General features: G+C 65.2%; 17 protein-coding genes. 7 read left to right on the forward strand and 10 right to left on the reverse strand.

Annotation, left to right across the window (positions count from 1 at the left end):
• Positions 1-107 precede the first annotated feature (107 nt).
• Positions 108-809 (forward strand): dienelactone hydrolase family protein, encoded by a 702-nt coding sequence (locus tag SPHI_RS06365; protein ID WP_076744062.1) that lies wholly within the window; start codon positions 108-110, stop codon positions 807-809.
• A gap of 124 nt (positions 810-933) precedes the next feature.
• Here the strand turns inward: SPHI_RS06365 and SPHI_RS06370 are convergent, their stop codons facing one another.
• Genes SPHI_RS06370 through cysD form a run of 4 tightly spaced genes read right to left on the reverse strand, consistent with a single transcriptional unit; the run spans position 934 to position 4656 of the window.
• Positions 934-1674, reverse strand: a complete 741-nt coding sequence (locus SPHI_RS06370) for a 3'(2'),5'-bisphosphate nucleotidase CysQ (RefSeq protein ID WP_076744063.1) — start codon at positions 1672-1674, stop codon at positions 934-936.
• Entirely contained in the window at positions 1671-3590 is a 1920-nt protein-coding gene (gene cysN / locus SPHI_RS06375) for a sulfate adenylyltransferase subunit CysN (protein WP_076744064.1), read from the reverse strand. Before cysN ends, SPHI_RS06370 begins: the two co-directional genes overlap by 4 nt.
• Positions 3590-3748, reverse strand: a complete 159-nt coding sequence (locus tag SPHI_RS14940; protein ID WP_158049633.1) for a hypothetical protein — start codon at positions 3746-3748, stop codon at positions 3590-3592. Before SPHI_RS14940 ends, cysN begins: the two co-directional genes overlap by 1 nt.
• Positions 3748-4656 carry a sulfate adenylyltransferase subunit CysD gene (cysD, locus tag SPHI_RS06380; protein ID WP_198927827.1) on the reverse strand — a complete coding sequence of 303 codons (909 nt, stop codon included), beginning with the start codon at positions 4654-4656 and terminating at the stop codon, positions 3748-3750. The genes SPHI_RS14940 and cysD overlap by 1 nt, the downstream gene beginning before the upstream one ends.
• 75 nt (positions 4657-4731) lie before the next feature.
• Here cysD and SPHI_RS15095 point away from each other — a divergent pair, with 75 nt between their 5' ends.
• Positions 4732-5685 carry a helix-turn-helix transcriptional regulator gene (locus tag SPHI_RS15095; RefSeq protein WP_076744065.1) on the forward strand — a complete coding sequence of 318 codons (954 nt, stop codon included), beginning with the start codon at positions 4732-4734 and terminating at the stop codon, positions 5683-5685.
• Positions 5686-5709: 24 nt separating this feature from the next.
• Here SPHI_RS15095 and pdeM read toward each other — a convergent pair whose 3' ends face one another.
• The 4 genes from pdeM to SPHI_RS06405 form a co-directional block, all read right to left on the reverse strand.
• Positions 5710-6372 (reverse strand): ligase-associated DNA damage response endonuclease PdeM, encoded by a 663-nt coding sequence (gene pdeM / locus SPHI_RS06390; RefSeq protein WP_076744066.1) that lies wholly within the window; start codon positions 6370-6372, stop codon positions 5710-5712.
• Positions 6373-6536: 164 nt separating this feature from the next.
• On the reverse strand, positions 6537-7409 hold the full coding sequence (locus SPHI_RS06395) for a MipA/OmpV family protein (protein WP_233130746.1): 873 nt from the start codon (positions 7407-7409) through the stop codon (positions 6537-6539).
• Between the two features lie 65 nt (positions 7410-7474).
• Positions 7475-7864 carry a DUF2141 domain-containing protein gene (locus tag SPHI_RS06400; protein WP_076744067.1) on the reverse strand — a complete coding sequence of 130 codons (390 nt, stop codon included), beginning with the start codon at positions 7862-7864 and terminating at the stop codon, positions 7475-7477.
• Positions 7830-8636, reverse strand: a complete 807-nt coding sequence (locus SPHI_RS06405) for a sterol desaturase family protein (RefSeq protein WP_076744171.1) — start codon at positions 8634-8636, stop codon at positions 7830-7832. Before SPHI_RS06405 ends, SPHI_RS06400 begins: the two co-directional genes overlap by 35 nt.
• A gap of 202 nt (positions 8637-8838) precedes the next feature.
• Between SPHI_RS06405 and crtY the strand changes: the two genes are divergently transcribed.
• The 4 genes from crtY (at position 8839) to SPHI_RS06425 (ending at position 13114) form a co-directional block, all read left to right on the forward strand.
• A complete protein-coding gene (gene crtY / locus SPHI_RS06410) occupies positions 8839-9999 on the forward strand; it encodes a lycopene beta-cyclase CrtY (protein WP_076744068.1) in 1161 nt (386 codons plus the stop codon).
• On the forward strand, positions 9996-11477 hold the full coding sequence (locus tag SPHI_RS06415) for a phytoene desaturase (protein ID WP_076744069.1): 1482 nt from the start codon (positions 9996-9998) through the stop codon (positions 11475-11477). The genes crtY and SPHI_RS06415 overlap by 4 nt, the downstream gene beginning before the upstream one ends.
• A 40-nt stretch (positions 11478-11517) precedes the next feature.
• On the forward strand, positions 11518-12099 hold the full coding sequence (locus SPHI_RS06420) for an LOG family protein (protein WP_076744070.1): 582 nt from the start codon (positions 11518-11520) through the stop codon (positions 12097-12099).
• An 85-nt stretch (positions 12100-12184) separates the two neighbouring features.
• Complete coding sequence (locus SPHI_RS06425) at positions 12185-13114, forward strand: phytoene/squalene synthase family protein (protein WP_083719861.1); 930 nt, start codon at positions 12185-12187, stop codon at positions 13112-13114.
• 208 nt (positions 13115-13322) lie between these two features.
• Here SPHI_RS06425 and thrS read toward each other — a convergent pair whose 3' ends face one another.
• On the reverse strand, positions 13323-15326 hold the full coding sequence (gene thrS / locus SPHI_RS06430) for a threonine--tRNA ligase (protein ID WP_076744173.1): 2004 nt from the start codon (positions 15324-15326) through the stop codon (positions 13323-13325).
• Between the two features lie 495 nt (positions 15327-15821).
• Positions 15822-16181: a glycine zipper 2TM domain-containing protein gene (locus SPHI_RS06435; protein WP_076744071.1), complete on the reverse strand. Its 360-nt coding sequence runs from the start codon at positions 16179-16181 to the stop codon at positions 15822-15824.
• A gap of 138 nt (positions 16182-16319) precedes the next feature.
• Here SPHI_RS06435 and SPHI_RS06440 point away from each other — a divergent pair, with 138 nt between their 5' ends.
• On the forward strand, positions 16320-17279 hold the full coding sequence (locus SPHI_RS06440; protein WP_076744072.1) for an esterase-like activity of phytase family protein: 960 nt from the start codon (positions 16320-16322) through the stop codon (positions 17277-17279).

Raw genomic sequence — 17279 nt, forward strand, 5'->3', positions numbered from 1 at the left:
GAGCCCTCGGGCCGGGGACGATAGCGTCACCCGCGTTTCTTATGCCCGTGATAGCGATGCCGTCGCAACCGTGCTGCGGGTGCCATGCAAGAGATGAGGAGAGCCAGATGGGTGAGATGATCGACGTTGCTGCGCTGAACGGCGAAGGCAGTTTCAAGGCGTATCGTGCTGATCCGGCCGGCAAGCCCAACGCGGCCATCATCGTCATCCAGGAGGTGTTCGGTGTAAATCCGGGCATTCGCCAGAAGTGTGATCGGCTGGCCGAGCAGGGCTATCTGGCGATCGCGCCCGACCTGTTCTGGCGGATCGCGCCGGGCGTGGAGCTGAATCCCGATGTTCCCGAGGAACTGCAAAAGGGCCTCGACCTGTTCGGTCAGTTCAACCAGGACGCCGGCATTCGCGACATCGAAGCCTCGATCCACAAGGCGCGCGAACTGCTCGGCGGCACAGGCAAGGTCGGCGCAGTGGGTTATTGCCTTGGCGGGCGGCTGGCGTTCATGACCGCGTGCCGGACCGACATCGACGCAGCGGTGGGCTATTATGGAGTGGGCGTCGACGGCTTGCTCGGTGAGAAACACGCCATCGCCAATCCGGTAATGATGCATATCGCCGGCGAGGACGGATTCGTCGACAAGGCGACGCAGCAGAAGATGCACGAAGGCCTGGACGATCATCCGAAGGTGACGCTGTACGATTATCCCGGGGAGGATCATGGCTTTGCGACCGAGATGGGCGACCGGCGGTCACCCGAGGCAGCGGATCTGGCGGATCAGCGGACGGCAGCGTTCTTCGCCGAGCATTTGGGGTAGTCTTCACCCTTCCCTAGGAAGAGAGGGGCGGGATCAGGGTCTCTCCGCACGAGCGCTGCTCCCGGCGAGACACTAACCCTCTCCCAGCCCCCCTCAAAGGGGAGGGGGGCTTGCAGCGTTTTGGTCAGGTGCTGCGGATCAGCTCCAGTACCTGTTCCGCCAATTCCTTGGGGCAGATCAGCAGATCCGGTAGATATACGTCCTCTCGGTTGTAGATCAGCGGGCTGCCGTCGATCCTTGAGCAATGCAGCCCATGCGCTGCCGCGACCGCGACCGGGGCGGCGGAGTCCCATTCATACTGCCCGCCGGAGTGGAGGTAGATGTCGGCTTCACCGCGGACGACCGCCATTGCCTTGGCGCCGGCGGAGCCCATGGGCACCAATGTTGCGCCGAGCCGCTCGGCCACGGCTACCGCTTCCGGCGCGGGACGCGTGCGGCTTACGAGCATGCGGAGCGGTTCGGCCGGGCTTGGCACCGGCTGCGGCTGATCGGAGCGAAGCACCAGGCCGGCGTCAGGAAGGGCCACCGCGCCGATGGCTGCGACGCCATCGATCGCAAGGCCGACATGCACCGCCCAGTCCGGCCGCTGCTCGCCATATTCACGCGTGCCATCAACGGGATCGACGATCCACACGCGGGAATTGGACAAGCGTTGGCCGTCGCACTTCATCTCTTCGGAAAGCAGTCCATCGTCGGGGCGCGCCGCGCGCAACGCGTGAACGAGGAATTGATTGGCGGTCTGATCCCCCGCTTTCCCAAGTTCGGTGGCCGAGAAGACGCCGGAGGCACGCACCTCGCGGAGGATGCGGCCAGCGGTGCCGGCAAGATGCGCGGCGAGTTCGGCGTCGGACAGATCGGCACTCACGGGATGATCCTCGCGATGATCAGGTCCGCTGCCTCATCCGGCGTCAGCGCTGTGGTATCGATGCGGATCTCCGGATCCTCCGGTGGTTCATAGGGGCTGTCGATGCCCGTGAAATTGGCGAGCTGCCCGGCACGCGCCTTGGCGTATAGACCTTTCACGTCGCGGCGCTCGGCATCAGCGAGCGGCGTATCGATATGCACCTCGATGAACTCGCCCGGTTGCATCATCTGTCGCACCATCTCGCGTTCGGCACGGAACGGCGAGATAAAGGCGGTGATTACGATAAGGCCAGCGTCGGTCATCAGCTTCGCCACTTCCCCGACGCGGCGGATGTTCTCCACACGATCGGCATCGGTAAAGCCCAGATCCTTGTTGAGGCCGTGGCGAACATTGTCCCCATCGAGCAGGAAGGTGTGGCGGTTCATCCGCACCAGCTTCTTCTCGACGGCATTGGCGATGGTGGACTTGCCCGCGCCGGATAGGCCGGTGAACCACAGGACCACCGGCTTCTGGTTCTTGAGGCTGGCCAGCGTATCGCGGCTGACATCGGTTGGTTGCCAGTGGATGTTCTGCGAGCGCCGAAGCGAGAAGTGCAGCATGCCTGCCGCGACGGTGGCGTTGGTGAGCTTGTCGACGAGGATGAAGCCGCCGAGGCTGCGGTTGTCGGCATAAGGCTCGAACACAAGCGGCTTGTCCGTGGAGAGGTTGGCCACGCCGATCGCGTTGAGGTCGAGCGTCTTGGCCGCTAGCTGCTCCATCGTGTTGACGTTGACCTGGTACTTGGGCGCCTGGACCGTCGCGGTGGCGGTTTGCGTGCCCAGCTTCAGCCAATAGGACCGACCGGGCAGCATCTCGTCCTCGGCCATCCAGACGATCGTCGCTTCGAACTGATCGGCGACCTGCGGCGGTGCGGCTGCGCTAGCGATCACGTCGCCGCGCGAGCAATCGACTTCGTCAGTGAGGGTTAGGGTGACCGACTGACCAGCCACGGCTTCGTCGAGGTCGCCATCCAGTGTGACGATCCGCGCTACCGTTGAGGTTTTGCCCGAGGGGAGGATGCGGACGGGATCGCCGGGCCTGATCGTGCCGGTGGCGACGAGGCCCGCAAAGCCGCGGAAATCCAGGTTGGGACGATTGACCCATTGCACCGGCAGGCGAAAGGGCTTGGCCTGATCAGCCTCGGCATCCAACCCGACGGTTTCGAGATGCTCGACCAGCGACGGGCCCGCGTACCAGGGCGTATTTGCCGAGGCGCTGGTGATGTTGTCGCCCCTGAAGCCCGAAATCGGCAGCGCGGTGAAATCGGTGACCCCGATCGACTCCGCAAAGCTGCGGTAATCGGCGACGATCTCGTCGAACACGGCATGGTCGTAGCCGACGAGGTCCATCTTGTTCACCGCGAGCACCAGATTGCGGATGCCGATGAGGTGGGCGAGGTAGGAATGGCGACGCGTCTGGGTGAGCACGCCCTTGCGCGCATCGATCAGGATCACGGCGAGGTCGGCGGTAGAGGCGCCGGTGACCATGTTACGCGTATATTGCTCGTGCCCGGGGGTATCGGCGACGATGAACTTGCGTTTCTCGGTCGCGAAGAAGCGATAGGCGACGTCGATCGTGATACCCTGCTCGCGCTCGGCGGCGAGACCATCGACAAGGAGCGCGAAGTCGATGTCCTGCCCCTGCGTGCCGACCTTCTTGGAGTCGGACTCGAGCGCGGCGAGCTGGTCCTCGAAGATCATCTTCGAATCGTAGAGCAGGCGGCCGATCAGGGTGGACTTGCCGTCGTCAACCGAGCCGCAAGTGATGAAGCGGAGCAGCGACTTGTGCTGATGGCGATCGAGATAAGCGTCGATGTCCTGCGCGATAAGGGCGTCGACTTGGTAGGGGGACTGCTGAGGTGAGCGCACGTCGGTCATCAAAACACTCCGTCATGCTGAACTTGTTTCAGCATCCAAGGCGCCACACGAAGCGCCACTACGGCAGGAAGGGTGGACCCTGAAACGAGTTCAGGGTGACGGTTGGTTTGATGAAGCGTGATGGCCTCGCCCTGCTGCAAAGTAATATTTTGCAGCATCAGAAATACCCCTCCTGCTTCTTCTTCTCCATACTTGCCGAGCCCGCATCCTTGTCGATCGCGCGGCCCTGGCGTTCGCTGGTGGTGGTGAGCAGCATTTCCTGAATGACTTCGGGAAGCGTCGCCGCCTCGCTCTCCACGGCCCCGGTCAGTGGATAGCAGCCGAGCGTGCGGAAGCGGATCGACCGTTCGACCGGCGTTTCGCCCTCCCGCAGTGGAAAGCGGTCATCGTCGACCATCAGCAGCAGGCCGTCACGCTCGACCGTGGGCCGCTTCTTCGAGAAGTAGAGCGGCACGATCGGAATATCGTTGAGCTGGATGTACTGCCAGATGTCGAGCTCGGTCCAGTTCGAGATCGGAAAGACTCGGATCGATTCACCGCGCGATTTTCGGGCGTTGTAGAGATACCAAAGCTCCGGTCGCTGGTTCTTGGGATCCCAGCGATGGTTGGCAGAGCGGAAGGAGAAGACGCGTTCCTTGGCGCGGCTCTTCTCCTCATCACGACGCGCGCCGCCGAAGGCGACGTCGAAGCCATATTGGTCGAGCGCCTGCTTCAGTCCCTCAGTCTTCCACATGTCCGTGTGCAAGGGGCCGTGATCGAACGGGTTGATGCCGCGCGCCTCGGCCTCCGGGTTCTTGTACACCAGCAATTCCATGCCGCTCTCGCGCGCCATCCGGTCCCGCAGCTCGTACATGGCCTTGAACTTCCAGGTCGTATCGACGTGGAGCAGCGGGAAGGGCGGTGGGGCGGGGTAGAAGGCCTTGCGCGCGAGGTGCAGCATCACGGCTGAATCCTTGCCGACCGAATAGAGCATCACCGGCCGTTCGCTCTCCGCGACAACCTCGCGCATGATGTGGATCGACTCGGCTTCGAGCCGCTCGAGATGGGTAAGGGTGCGGGCTGTCATGATATCCCCGGTTGCTTGACCGCAAAGATGGCACCCGCAGCGTGACAAGGCACCTCCCATATGGGAGGAGGCAGCATGGCCATCGGGCGATCGGACGAGACGGATCTGCTGTTGCCGCTGCATGAGGGCATCCATGAGCAGCGGCCGTGGACCATGTTCCTGCAGCGTCTGCGTCAACGCGTGCGCGCTGATGTGGCCGGTATCCTGATCAAGGATGATGCCGGGACGACACAATGGCTGGCAGTGCCCGAGGGGAGCGAAGTGCCAACTGGGCTCGAACCGCTGCGGCAACGCCCCGAGCGGGTCTATGCAGTGGAGGAGAATAGGTTTGCGCGGGTAGTCCGCGTGGATGCGGCGGGCGGGGGCCACGCATGGCTTTTGATCCAGCGCGCCGGACGCGACTTCACCGCAGCGGACGGCGCGTTGATCGGCCGCTTGGCGCCGCACCTCGCCATCGCCCTTCGGACGCGCGTGGCGCTTGAACGACGGGACAGGGCCGCTGCGGCGGCGGCAGGAGGCTTGAAGCGCGTGGGCATAGGCTGGGTGGCGTTCGCGGAGGACGGCCGGCTGCTGAGCTTGTCCGAGCAAGCCGAAACCGTCTTGGGTGCGCGCCACATGGCCTTCGGAGGGATCACCTCATTGGTGAGAAAGTGCATGACGACAGGGCAGCTGGAGTTGGTGCCGCTTGGCCAAGCTCCCGTCACCTGGATGCTGTTGCTTCCGGTCGAACCCGTTCGCGGCGTGGCGAGCACGCCGATGCGGGTGCTTGGGCTGATCCGGGTGCCTCATGAGGGGAGCGAAGCGGAACAGGCAGAAGCGCTGATGGCGATGTTCGGGCTGACACGGAGCGAAGCGCGGTTGGCGTCCGCGGTCGCTGGCGGCGCGAGTCTGGCGGAAGCGGCAGATTCGCTCGGCCTGACGATCGAGACAGCGCGTAATTATGCCAAACGCGTGTTCGCCAAGACGCGAACACGCGGGCAGGTTGATCTGGTACGGACAATGGCCGGCAGCGTGGCCGGGCTGGCGTGATGGGCGCCAGCAAGATCGCAACAGCTAAGCAGCGAGCGGAAAACGGAGCAGGCGATCGGCAACCGGGATGAGCGCCTGTGCCCGGGTGCCAACTGCGCGCACGATCTCGGGATGGGTGGCATCAAGGCCGCCCGTTAGCGCGCCGAAGGCGGGCAGGATGAGCTTGGTGCCGGTGGCGACGAAACAGCGGCGCGACACGAGCTTGCCGCGAATGCGGATGCGTAACTTGGGGTGAAAATGGCCCGATAATTCGGGACGAGGCTCACCGGGACAGGCTTCGTGGCGCAGCAGGAGGCCATCGACCAGCGCTTCGTCCACCACCTCGCCACCGCAGCGATCGACGCCGTGTGGGTCGTGATTGCCGGTGATCCATGTCCAGCGTGTGGCGGCGGTCAGCGCGCGGAGCATGTCCTGTGCAGCGACGGGCAGGCGGGCGCAGCCCTCCACGTCATGGAAGCTGTCGCCCAGGCACCAGACCTCTGCTGCGCCCAGATCGGTGATGAGTGCGGTGATGTCCGCCAATGTGGCGAAGCTGTCATAAGGCGGCAGCATCTGCCCACCGCGCGCGAACCAACTCGCTTTCTCAAAATGGAGATCGGCGACCAGCAGCGCGCGTCGCGCCGGCCAGAAGAGCGCGCCTTGAGAAAGCGGGACAAGCTCGTGGCCGCCGAACGAAAGGGGAACCATTCGCCCCCTTTGCCTCAGAAAGCGTGGAGGATCAACGCATTGCGGCGCCCGGTCTGGATACGGCGCCGCGGATCGCCTGTGGGGGTGGAGCCTTGTCCCTGTTATATTCCGTGGTTCCGGGCTCCACCCCAGGGTGGCGCAGGCGCGCGCCCTCTCCGAGCCGGTTAGAAGGTATAGGCGAGGCCGAGCACGCCGAGCCACTGGTTACGGGTGCCGGCATCGCGAACGATCGGGCTGTCGCCAACATCGTTGATGAGCTTGCGATAGGTGCCGCCGCCGATCAGCTTGAAGCCTTTCAACAGATTGCCGGTGAGCGAGTATGTGCCCATCGCGCCGACGGTCCAGCTCTTCCACCCGCCACGGCCGTTGTAAGTCGGCAGGCCCGACGCGACGGATTGGGTGGGCGAAACATCGAAATAGGTGCGCAGATACTTGGTCTCGACCCGCTCGGCCGATCCGAACAGTGCCACGGCCGCCTTGGTGGAGAGCGGCGTGAAATAGTTGATCGTCGGCTGCCAGATGCCGCTGCCATGGGTATTGGTCACGTCATGGCGATAGCTGACCGACACGGACAGCTTGTCATAGGGGCTGGTGATCACCCCCGTCTTGCCGATGCCGACATAGCCGCCAAGCTCGATCGCCGTATCGAGATCACCCAGTGCCCGCACGCGCGGATCGTCGATGCCCGAGCGGTTCGAGCGCATGAAGTTGACCACGCCGATCGGGCCGGCCTGGAAATCCCACGTCGGACCCGGCTGATTGGGGATCAGATCGGCGCTGGCGCGGTTGCCGAGCACCTGGAAGTTGACGCCGCCGACGCTGCCGATCACGCCGGGAACGGGCGTAAACTGATAATCATCGGACCCCTCGTAATCGGGCATGTAACCGACGCCCAGGCCGATCGTCACCGTGTCACCGCCCATTTCCTCGGCGAGTTCGGCGGCGCTAGCGGGCGGGGTTGCGGCGTCCTGTGCCGCGGCGGCGACGGGCAGCATGGCGGCAAGGGCCACAAGGCCCAGCAAATTCTTGGCGATCACGAAAGCGTCCCCTGTTGGTCGGCTGACGTAACCAGCGTGTAGCAATTTAGCTCCGCATCGCCCGCTTACAGAATGTAGCGGAGCTTCACCTGTTGCTTTTCAGCATCATCTTCGATGCTGAACCGCGCCGCCTCGAACTTGGGCGGGCCGAAGCGGATCGGGGGATTGCGCGAAAAGCCGAAGCCTTCGCGCGGGATCCCGGCAAAGGTATCGAGCTTCTTGTTGCCATTTTCGTCATGGATCACCGCCACGGCATATCGGCCATGCGGCAGGCCGTCGAAGCGCAGCTTGTCCGTGCCGGCCGGGACCGAGCGGCGCGTGGCATTGGCGTCGTCGACGCAACGCGGGAAGTTGTCGGGATCCGCCGTCAGGCAGACGCGCAGCATGCCTTTGGCCGAGCGAACGTCATCAAAGCCGACGTCAAGCCGCGCGATTGGCGCCGCCCCGATCAGCATCGCCGCCCCGACGCCGAGCAGCAGCGGGCGCCCGACTCCTCTGGCGATCCTTGGTGAAGTCCCCGATCCCGTCGTCGGTGCCGCACAGCCGATCCCAGAAGCGGAAATAAAGCCCATAATTACATCCGTACCGCTCATGATGACGTTGATGATGGCTGGCGGTGATCAGCCACGCCCCCACTGGCCCCCGCCACATGAACCGCGGGAAAACCTCCCAGCCCATGTGGTTGGTGACGCCCATAACGGTCATGATGGCGAGCACCAAACCGAGCGCGCTGACATGGATCGGAATCAGGAACACCAGTAGCGGAATTGCCACAGCGCCGGTCAGCGCCTCAATCGGGTGAAACGCCATCGCCGCCCAGGCGGTCGGCGGGCGGCTGGCGTGGTGGACGGCATGGGCGAGCTTGAACGGACGCGGCCGGTGCATCCAGCGGTGCGTCCAGTAGAACCAGGTGTCGTGCGCGAAGAGATACAGCAGCACCGAGACGGGCAGATACCACAGCGGCATGGCATGGACGTTGTCGTAGATCTGCGTCCAGCCGCGGTTCTGCCAGCCCCAGGCGACCACGCCCGCGGGCACGCCGTATATGGCGGCGGAGGCGAGGCTCCACGCGACCTCGCGACGCACCTGCGCATCAAGGCCGGTGTAGAGACCGGGGTGTTTCGCGCGGGTGGCGAGCGCAAAGGCGCCGCTGGCGATGAGATAGCGCACGCCAATGATCAGCGTCATCGCCGCGGCGGACAGGATGATGGCGAGCGCGATCGACATGGGTGGCTTGTACGGGGTGGAGGCCGCGGTGTCGCCCCACATCCCGGCGTCATGCTGAACTTGTTTCAGCATCCACCGTGCCACAAGACGCCGCCTGGCGAGGGGAAGGGCGGACCCTGAAACGAGTTCAGGGTGACGGTCAGGAGGCAAGGAGGGCCGATCCCCGCTTCCGTCCTCCCGCCCGATCCGCTACGCGGAAGGCATGCCAGTTACCCATGAATGCGACATCGCCATTGTCGGCGGCGGGCTGGCGGGCGGGCTGATTGCGCTGGCGCTCGCCGCGCGCCGGCCAGAGCTGATCGTGCGCATCATCGATAGTGGCGATACGCTTGGCGGCAATCACATCTGGTCGTTCTTCGATGGTGACGTGGCCAAGGATGATCGCTGGCTGCTGACACCGCTCGTCTGTCACGCCTGGCCTGCCTATGACGTCACCTTCCCCGCGCACGGCCGGACGATCAACCAGCCTTATTATTCGATCGAATCGGATCGGTTCGACCAGGTGGTGCGCAAGGCGCTGCCGGCCGAAGCGGTGATGACCGGGCGCAAGGTGCTGGCGTGCAGCCCGACTGCGGTGGTGCTCGCCGATGGCGACCGGATCGAGGCCAAGGGTGTGATCGACGCGCGCGGGCCGGGCGATCTCTCCATGCTGGAGGTAGGATGGCAGAAGTTCGTCGGGCGCCTGCTCCATGTGCCCGAGGGGCACGGTGTCGAGCGGCCGATGGTGATGGACGCCACCGTTGCGCAGCATGATGGCTATCGCTTCGTCTATCTGCTGCCGTTCTCGCCGACCGAATTGTTCGTCGAGGATACCTATTACAGCGACACCGCGACTCTGAACGTCGGCGCGCTGCACCGGCGGATCGACGTTTACGCCGAGGCCAAGGGCTGGAAGGCGACCCACGCCGGACGCGAGGAAAAGGGCGCGTTGCCGGTGGTGATCGGCGGTGACTTCGAGGGATATTGGCGCTGGGGCGGGGCGAAAGTGGCCAAGGCTGGCGCGCGCGCGGGTCTTTTTCATCCTACCACGGGTTATTCGCTGCCCGACGCGGTGCGGCTCGCCATTCGCATTGCGGAGGCCAAGGACTTGAGCGGCGAAGGGCTGCACGATTTGACTCACGATTACGCCCGCGACCGCTGGGACGAGCGGCGTTTCTACCGGATGCTCGATGCAATGCTGTTCCGCGCCGCCGATCCTGATGCGCGCTACAAGGTGCTGGAGCGGTTCTATCGCCTGCACCCCAGGCTGATCGGGCGCTTCTATGCCGCGCAATCGACGCGCAACGACAAGTTGCGGGTGCTGTCGGGCAAGCCGCCCGTGCCATTCTTTCGCGCGCTGCGCGTAATCAGGAACGCCAATTGACCCGCGCAATCGTTATCGGGGCCGGCTTCGGCGGGCTGGCGCTTGCGATCCGGCTGCAATCGGCCGGCGTGTCGACCACGATCGTGGAGGCGCGCGACAAGCCGGGCGGGCGCGCCTATGTGTGGCAGCGCGACGGCTTCACCTTTGATGCCGGGCCGACGGTGATCACCGATCCGGCGTGCCTGGCGGATTTGTGGGCGCTGTCGGGCAATGACATGGCGCAGGATGTTGCGCTCGAGCCGGTGAAGCCCTTCTACCGGCTCAACTGGCCCGACGGCACCAATTTCGATTACACCAACGACGATACGCTGCTGCGCGCCGAGATCGCCAAGCTCGATCCGGCGGATGTCGCGGGCTATGCCAAGTTCCTGGAATATTCGGCCGGCGTGTATCGCGAGGGGTATGAGAAGCTCGGCCATGTCGCGTTTCTCGACTTCGCGTCGATGATCAAGGCGGCGCCGGCGCTGGCCAAGTATCAGGCGTGGCGATCGGTTTATTCGATCGTCTCCTCGTTCGTGAAGAGCGAGAAGCTGCGCGAGGCGCTGTCGTTTCACACGTTGCTGGTGGGCGGCAATCCGATGACCACCAGTGCGATCTATGCGCTGATCCACAAGCTGGAGCGCGACGGCGGCGTGTGGTTCGCGCGCGGCGGCACCAACCGGCTGGTCGCGGGGATGGTGGCGTTGTTCGAGCGGCTGGGCGGTACGATCCGGCTGAACGATGCGGTGGCCGAGATCGAGACGATGGGCGACCGGGTGACGGCGGTGCGCGCGGCAAGCGGCTGGCGGCAGGAAGCGGACATGGTCGCCTCCAACGGTGACATCGTCCACACCTATCGCGATCTGCTGGGTTCGTCGCGCGCGGCGGCAAGGACTGCGGGGCGGCTGGAGCGCAAGAAGTTCTCGCCCTCGCTGTTCGTGGTGCATTTCGGGATCAAGGGCACCTGGCCGGGCATCCCGCACCACATGATCCTGTTCGGCCCGCGCTATAAGGGGCTGTTGTCGGACATCTACGATCATGGCGTGCTGAGCGAGGACTTCTCGCTCTACCTGCACCATCCGACGGTGACCGATCCGAGCCTCGCGCCGGAGGGTTGTTCGACCTTCTACGCGCTGGCGCCGGTGCCGCATCAGGGCAAGTTCCCGGAGGATTGGGAACGGATCAAGCCGATCCTGGAGAAGCGAATTCTCGACGAGGTCGGGCGGCGGCTGATCCCCGATATTCACGATCGGATCATCACCAAGTTCAGCTACACGCCCGCCGATTTCTCGCGCGATCTCAATGCGCATCTCGGCAGCGCGTTCAGCCTGGAGCCGGTGCTGACGCAGAGCGCCTATTTCCGCGTGCACAATCGCGACGACACGATCGGTAATCTGTATTTCGTCGGTGCCGGGACGCATCCGGGGGCCGGGATTCCCGGCGTCGTCGGGAGCGCGAAGGCGACGGCGGCGCTGATGCTTGAAGGAGTGAGACGGTGAATTTGTGTGTGTTCCCCTCCCATAAGCGGGAGGGGAGAGCGTGAAGCGCCTGGCTGTTTACTGTGGCTCCGCAACGCCGCGTGATCCGCTCTACACCGAAACGGCGAGGTCGGTCGGGCGCACGCTGGCAGAGCGCGGGATCGGCGTCGTCTATGGTGGCGGTCGGCTTGGCCTGATGGGTGCCGTTGCCGATGGCGCGCTGGTGGCGGGCGGCGAGGTGATCGGGGTGATCCCGCAGGCGCTGGTCGATGCCGAAGTGGCGCATCGCGGGCTGACAGAGCTTCACGTCGTCGAAGGCATGCACGATCGCAAGCGCGCGTTTACCGATCTGTCCGACGGGTTCGTCACCATTCCAGGCGGTACCGGTACGATGGACGAATTGTGGGAGGCGCTGAGCTGGGCGCAGCTTGGCTATCACGCCGATCCCGTCGGGCTGCTCAACACAGCGGGCTATTACGATCACCTCATCGCCTTCTGGGAGAAGATGGGCGAGGTCGGCTTCCTGCGGCCGCAGCATCGGGACTTGCTGATCGTGGCGGAGACGCTGGAGGTGCTGCTCGACCGGATGGGAAGCCATGTGCCGACGCAGCCGATCGTGCGGATGAACGCGGCGGATTTGTGAGCCGGTTGCCGAACATGATCCGTTCGGGCTGAGCTTGTCGAAGTCCGTGCCTGGAACACGCCATTCGACAAGCTCAGGGCGAACGGTGGATGGGGAGCGCGCCGCCCTCGTCACCGCCGCACGTGAGTCGATCGCGCGGGGATCGAAGAGCTTTGCGCTGGCCAGTAAGTTGTTCGACCGCACGACGCGTGAGCGGGCGTGGCTGCTCTATGCCTGGTGCCGCGCGTGCGACGACATCGTCGACGGGCAGGATCATGGGCATGGCATGACGGCCGTCGCCAATGCCGAGGCGCGCGTCGCGATCATCGCGGAGAAGACCAGCGCGGCGCTGGCGGGACGCGTGGTGGGCGACATGCCGTTCGACGCCTTGCGTGTCGTGGCAGCGGAAACGGGGCTGCCGGCGCGCTTCGCGCATGATCTGGTCGCCGGCTTTCGGCTCGATGCCGAGGACTGGCGACCGCGCAGCGAGGGAGATCTGTATCGTTATTGCTATCATGTCGCCGGCGCGGTCGGGTGCATGATGGCTGTCGTCATGGGCGTCGATCCCGCCGACGAGGATACGCTGGATCGCGCCTGCGACCTCGGCATGGCATTCCAACTCGCTAATATCGCGCGCGATATCGAGGAGGATGACCAGGTCGGGCGCTGCTACCTGCCGGTGGAGTGGCTGGTCGAGATGGACATGCCGCCCGGCCAGCACATGAAGCCGCCGTTCCGTGATCGTCTGGTGGTGCTGTCGCGTCGGCTGGCGGCGCGGGCGGCGCTGCATGAGGCGAGTGCGCGGGTGGGCGCAGCGAAGCTGCCGCCGCGCGCGCGCTGGGCGGTGCTGGCGGCGGCGGGGATCTATGGCGATATCGCACGCGAGGTTGCGGCGCGGGGCAATCATGCGTGGGATCACCGCGTGACGACGTCGAAGCGCGCCAAGCTCGCGTGGGTGGCGAAGGCGGCGCTGGCGGCGCGGCGGCCGGTGGCAGATGCACCGCGGGACCCGGTGCTGTGGACGCGGCCGCGCTGATTTTTGCGTCACCCCGGACTTGATCCGGGATCCCGCTGTGTTTCGGTAGGAAGAAGGTGCGGGACCCCAGTTCAAGGCCGGGGTGACGGAGACTTTTCCCGTTCGCCCTGAGCTTGTCGAGGGGCGTGCCGCAGGCGTTGGCGCTGCGTGGCATGTGCTTCGACAGGCTCAGCACGAATGGGGAGGGGGAGTTCCCTCCCCCTTCCGCTCACACCAGATCCGGTGCCTTCGCCTCTTCAACCAGCCGCGCGACGATCTCGTCGAGCGCCACGATCTCCTGACCCTGCGACCCCAGCCGCCGGACGGCGACGGTGCCTTCCTCCGCCTCGCGCTTGCCGATCACCAGCAGCGCCGGCACCTTGGCGAGGCTGTGTTCGCGCACCTTGTAGTTGATCTTCTCGTTGCGAAGGTCGGTCTCGACGCGCAGGCCGGCGGCGGCGAGCTTGGCGCGCACCACCTCGGCATAATCGTCCGCCTCGGACACGATCGTCGCCACCACCGCCTGCACCGGCGACAGCCACAGCGGGAAGCGGCCGGCGTGATGCTCGATCAGGATGCCGAGGAACCGTTCGAACGTGCCGAGGATCGCGCGGTGCAGCATCACCGGGCGGTGGCGCTCGCCATCCTCGCCGATATAGCTCGCGTCGAGCCGTTCGGGCAGCACGCGGTCGGACTGGATCGTGCCGACCTGCCACGTCCGCCCGATCGCGTCGGTGAGGTGAAATTCCAGCTTGGGCGCATAGAAGGCGCCTTCGCCCTCCAGCTCCTCGAACCCGTCCTTGATCGCCTGCGGCAGGTTCGACGCCATCACCGCGCGGCGCAACTCGTCCTCCGACTTGTCCCACATCGCATCGTCGCCGAAGCGCTTCTCGGGGCGCAGCGCCAGCTTCACGGCATAATCGGTGAAGCCGAGATCCTGATAGACGCTGTCGAGTAGGTCGATGAACTTCGCCACCTCGTCGACCAATTGGTCCTCGCGCACGAAGATATGTGCGTCGTCCTGCGTGAACTGGCGCACGCGCATGATGCCGTGCAGCGCGCCATGCGGCTCGTTGCGGTGGCAGCAGCCGAACTCGGCCATGCGGATCGGCAGGTCGCGGTACGATTTGATCCCCTGGCGGAAGATCAAAACGTGCGCCGGGCAGTTCATCGGCTTCAGCGCCATCCAGTCCGCATCCGGCGAGACGAGCGCGCCCTCGTCGGAGACGTTGGGCACCTCGTCGGGGATGACGAACATGTTCTCGCGATACTTGCCCCAGTGCCCGGAACGCTCCCACTGGCGCGCGTCCATCACCTGCGGCGTCTTCACTTCCTCATAGCCCGCCGCGTCGAGCCGGCGGCGCATATAGGCCTCCAGCTGGCGCCAGATCATATAGCCCTTGGGGTGCCAGAAGACGCTGCCATGCGCCTCGGCCTGGAGGTGGAACAGGTCCATCTCCTGACCGATCTTGCGATGGTCGCGCTTGGCGGCTTCCTCCAGCATCGTGAGGTGCGCGTCGAGCTGCTTCTTGTTGAGCCAGCCGGTGCCGTAGATGCGGCTGAGCATCGCGTTCTTCTGGTCGCCGCGCCAATAGGCGCCCGACACGCGCGTGAGCTTGAACGCCTGCGGGTCGAGCTTGCCCGTCGAGGCGAGGTGCGGCCCGCGGCACATGTCGAGCCACGCGTCCTCGCCCTTGCCGGCGCGATAGACCGTCAGTTCCTCGCCTTCAGGCAGTTCGGCGGCCCATTCGGCCTTGAAGGTCTCGCCCTGCTGGGTCCAGCGATCGATCAGGTCGGCGCGCGACCAGACTTCGCGGATCAGCGGCTCGTCACGCGCGATGATCTCGCGCATCTTGGCCTCGATCGCGGGCAGATCCTCCTCGGTGAACGGGCCACGATCCGCCGGGGCAGCGAAATCGTAATAGAAGCCGTCGTCCGTCGCCGGGCCGAAGGTGATCTGCGTGCCCGGGAACAGCGCCTGAACCGCCTCGGCGAGGACGTGCGCGTAGTCGTGGCGCGCGAGCTCAAGCGCATCGGCCTCGTCGCGGTTGGTGACCAGCGCGAGATGCGAGCTGCCGTCGAACGGGCGATTGATGTCGCGCAGTTCGCCATCGACGCGCGCCGCGATCGCCGCCTTGGCAAGGCCGGGGCCGATCGCGGCGGCGATGTCCATTGGCGTCGATCCCGGCGGCACCTCGCGTACCGAGCCGTCCGGAAGCGTGATCGAGAGCATGTTCATCTTGGACTTCCCTGCAATGCCGATGCGCTTAGGCGAGCGGGCCGCGCGCGAAAAGAGCGTCCGGTGAATGCAGGAACGAGAGGGGACGCCGGCCCACCCGTTCCCGGGCGAGCTGGCCGTCCGCGCTTAGTGCGCGAGCGACCGCCCCCGGGTGACCGGGGTGTTGGTAGTGGTGATGGCACGGTTGTGCTGCATGGGCGCAGATATAGCGCGGCCTTAACCGGCGAACAACTCACTGTTGCTCGGTGTCAATTCCTTTCCCCGTTCGCACTGAGCCTGTCGAAGTGCGTGCCCCCACACGACACCCCTCTTGGCACGTCCTTCGACAAGCTCAGGACGAACGGGAACAGGGTGGTCTCCAGAAGCGCCAAAAACAACGGGCCCGCTTCCTTGTGGGAAGCGGGCCCGCGCCCTCAAACACTACACGAGGGATACTCAGGCCTTAAAGGGCCATCTCGTCAGCGGCCGGCGTCCGGCCGCTGCACCGCATCAGCGGCAGTAACGGGGGTTGTTCGACTTCTCGATCGCATTGCCGGCGACCGCGCCGCCGACGCCGCCGAGCACCGTGCCGAGTGCGCGGTCACCGCGGCTGTCGATAGTGCGGCCGAGCAGGCCGCCGGCGATCGCGCCGACGATCGCGCCGGTGGTGCCGCTGTTGCAGCGCTGGTTGCGATAGCCGCGATCATAGCCGCGATAGCTGCGGCGATTGTCGTAGCCGCGATACCCGTCATAGCCGCGATACTGGCGCTCGTAGCGGTCACCCCAGCGCTGGGCCGACGCCTCGGCGGGGATCAGGGCGACCGTGCTCATCGCGAGAGCGGCGCCTGCGAGCGAAAGCTTCTTGAACATGGTTGGTCTCCCGTCTCAATTTCATCCGAGAGGGCGGATGCCGCCTCGATGAAAACGCTTTTGGCCGATTCGCATTGAGCAATGCCTGAATGCGCTCGTTATCGACGGTTCAGGTATGAAGCGGCTAAGGCGCGGCGCGTGCGCTGGCTGCCCTCGATCCTCGCCGTCCTTCTGGTGGTGCCGCGCTATGCCGGTGACGAGCGGCTGCCGACCATCGGCGATTTTCCCGTCGTCCGTGCCGAACCTTATGTGCCGAAGGGAGGCTGGCCGCAGCGGATCGGGGCGCTGGTGCCGGTCGGCGGCGTGACGTTGCATAGCTATGATGCGGCCTTTGGCGGGTTCTCGGCGCTTGCGATCCGCGAGGGGCGTGCGCTGCTCCTCAACGACGGGGGCAATGTGCTGAGCCTCGCGCTGCGAAAAGGAACGGTGGTCGATCCGCGCGGCCATGTGCTGCCCGATGGGCCAGGCATCGGCTGGCACCGCCGCGATCGCGACAGCGAATCGCTGGCGCTCGATCCGACGACGGGCACCGTCTGGGTCAGCTTCGAAACCGACAATGAGATCTGGCGCTATTCGCCAGACCTCACGCGTCCGGCCGGGCAAGCGAGGCCGGAGGAGATGCGAAACTGGGAGGTGAACCAGGGCGCCGAATCGCTCGTGCGCCTGCGCGATGGCCGGTTCGTCGCCATTGCGGAGCGCAAGCCGGACCGCCGCACGCGGCACATGCTGCTGTTCTCAGGCGATCCGATCGATTCGCGCACGCGCGTCACGCCCCTGCGGCTGCGGGTTCCGCTGCGTTATCATCCCAGCGATGCGGCCGAACTGCCCAACGGCGATCTGCTCGTGCTGCTGCGCCGGTTCCAATATCCCTTCCGCTTCACCGCCAAGCTGCTGCGCGTACCGCGTGCTGCGCTTCGGCGAGGAGCGGATGTGGAGGGCCAGGTGATCGCCACGCTGGCGCCGCCGATCATTGGAGAAAATGCCGAAGGCCTGACGGTAACGCGCGAGGGGAAGCGGACGATGCTGTGGATCGTCACCGATAATGACGGCATGCCGTGGCGGCCGACCTATCTGCTGAAATTCGCTTTGGCAGACTGA

Origin of the sequence: Sphingomonas jeddahensis (assembly GCF_001981525.1) — a bacterium.
In the GTDB taxonomy this organism is placed as follows: Bacteria; Pseudomonadota; Alphaproteobacteria; order Sphingomonadales; family Sphingomonadaceae; genus Sphingomonas; species Sphingomonas jeddahensis.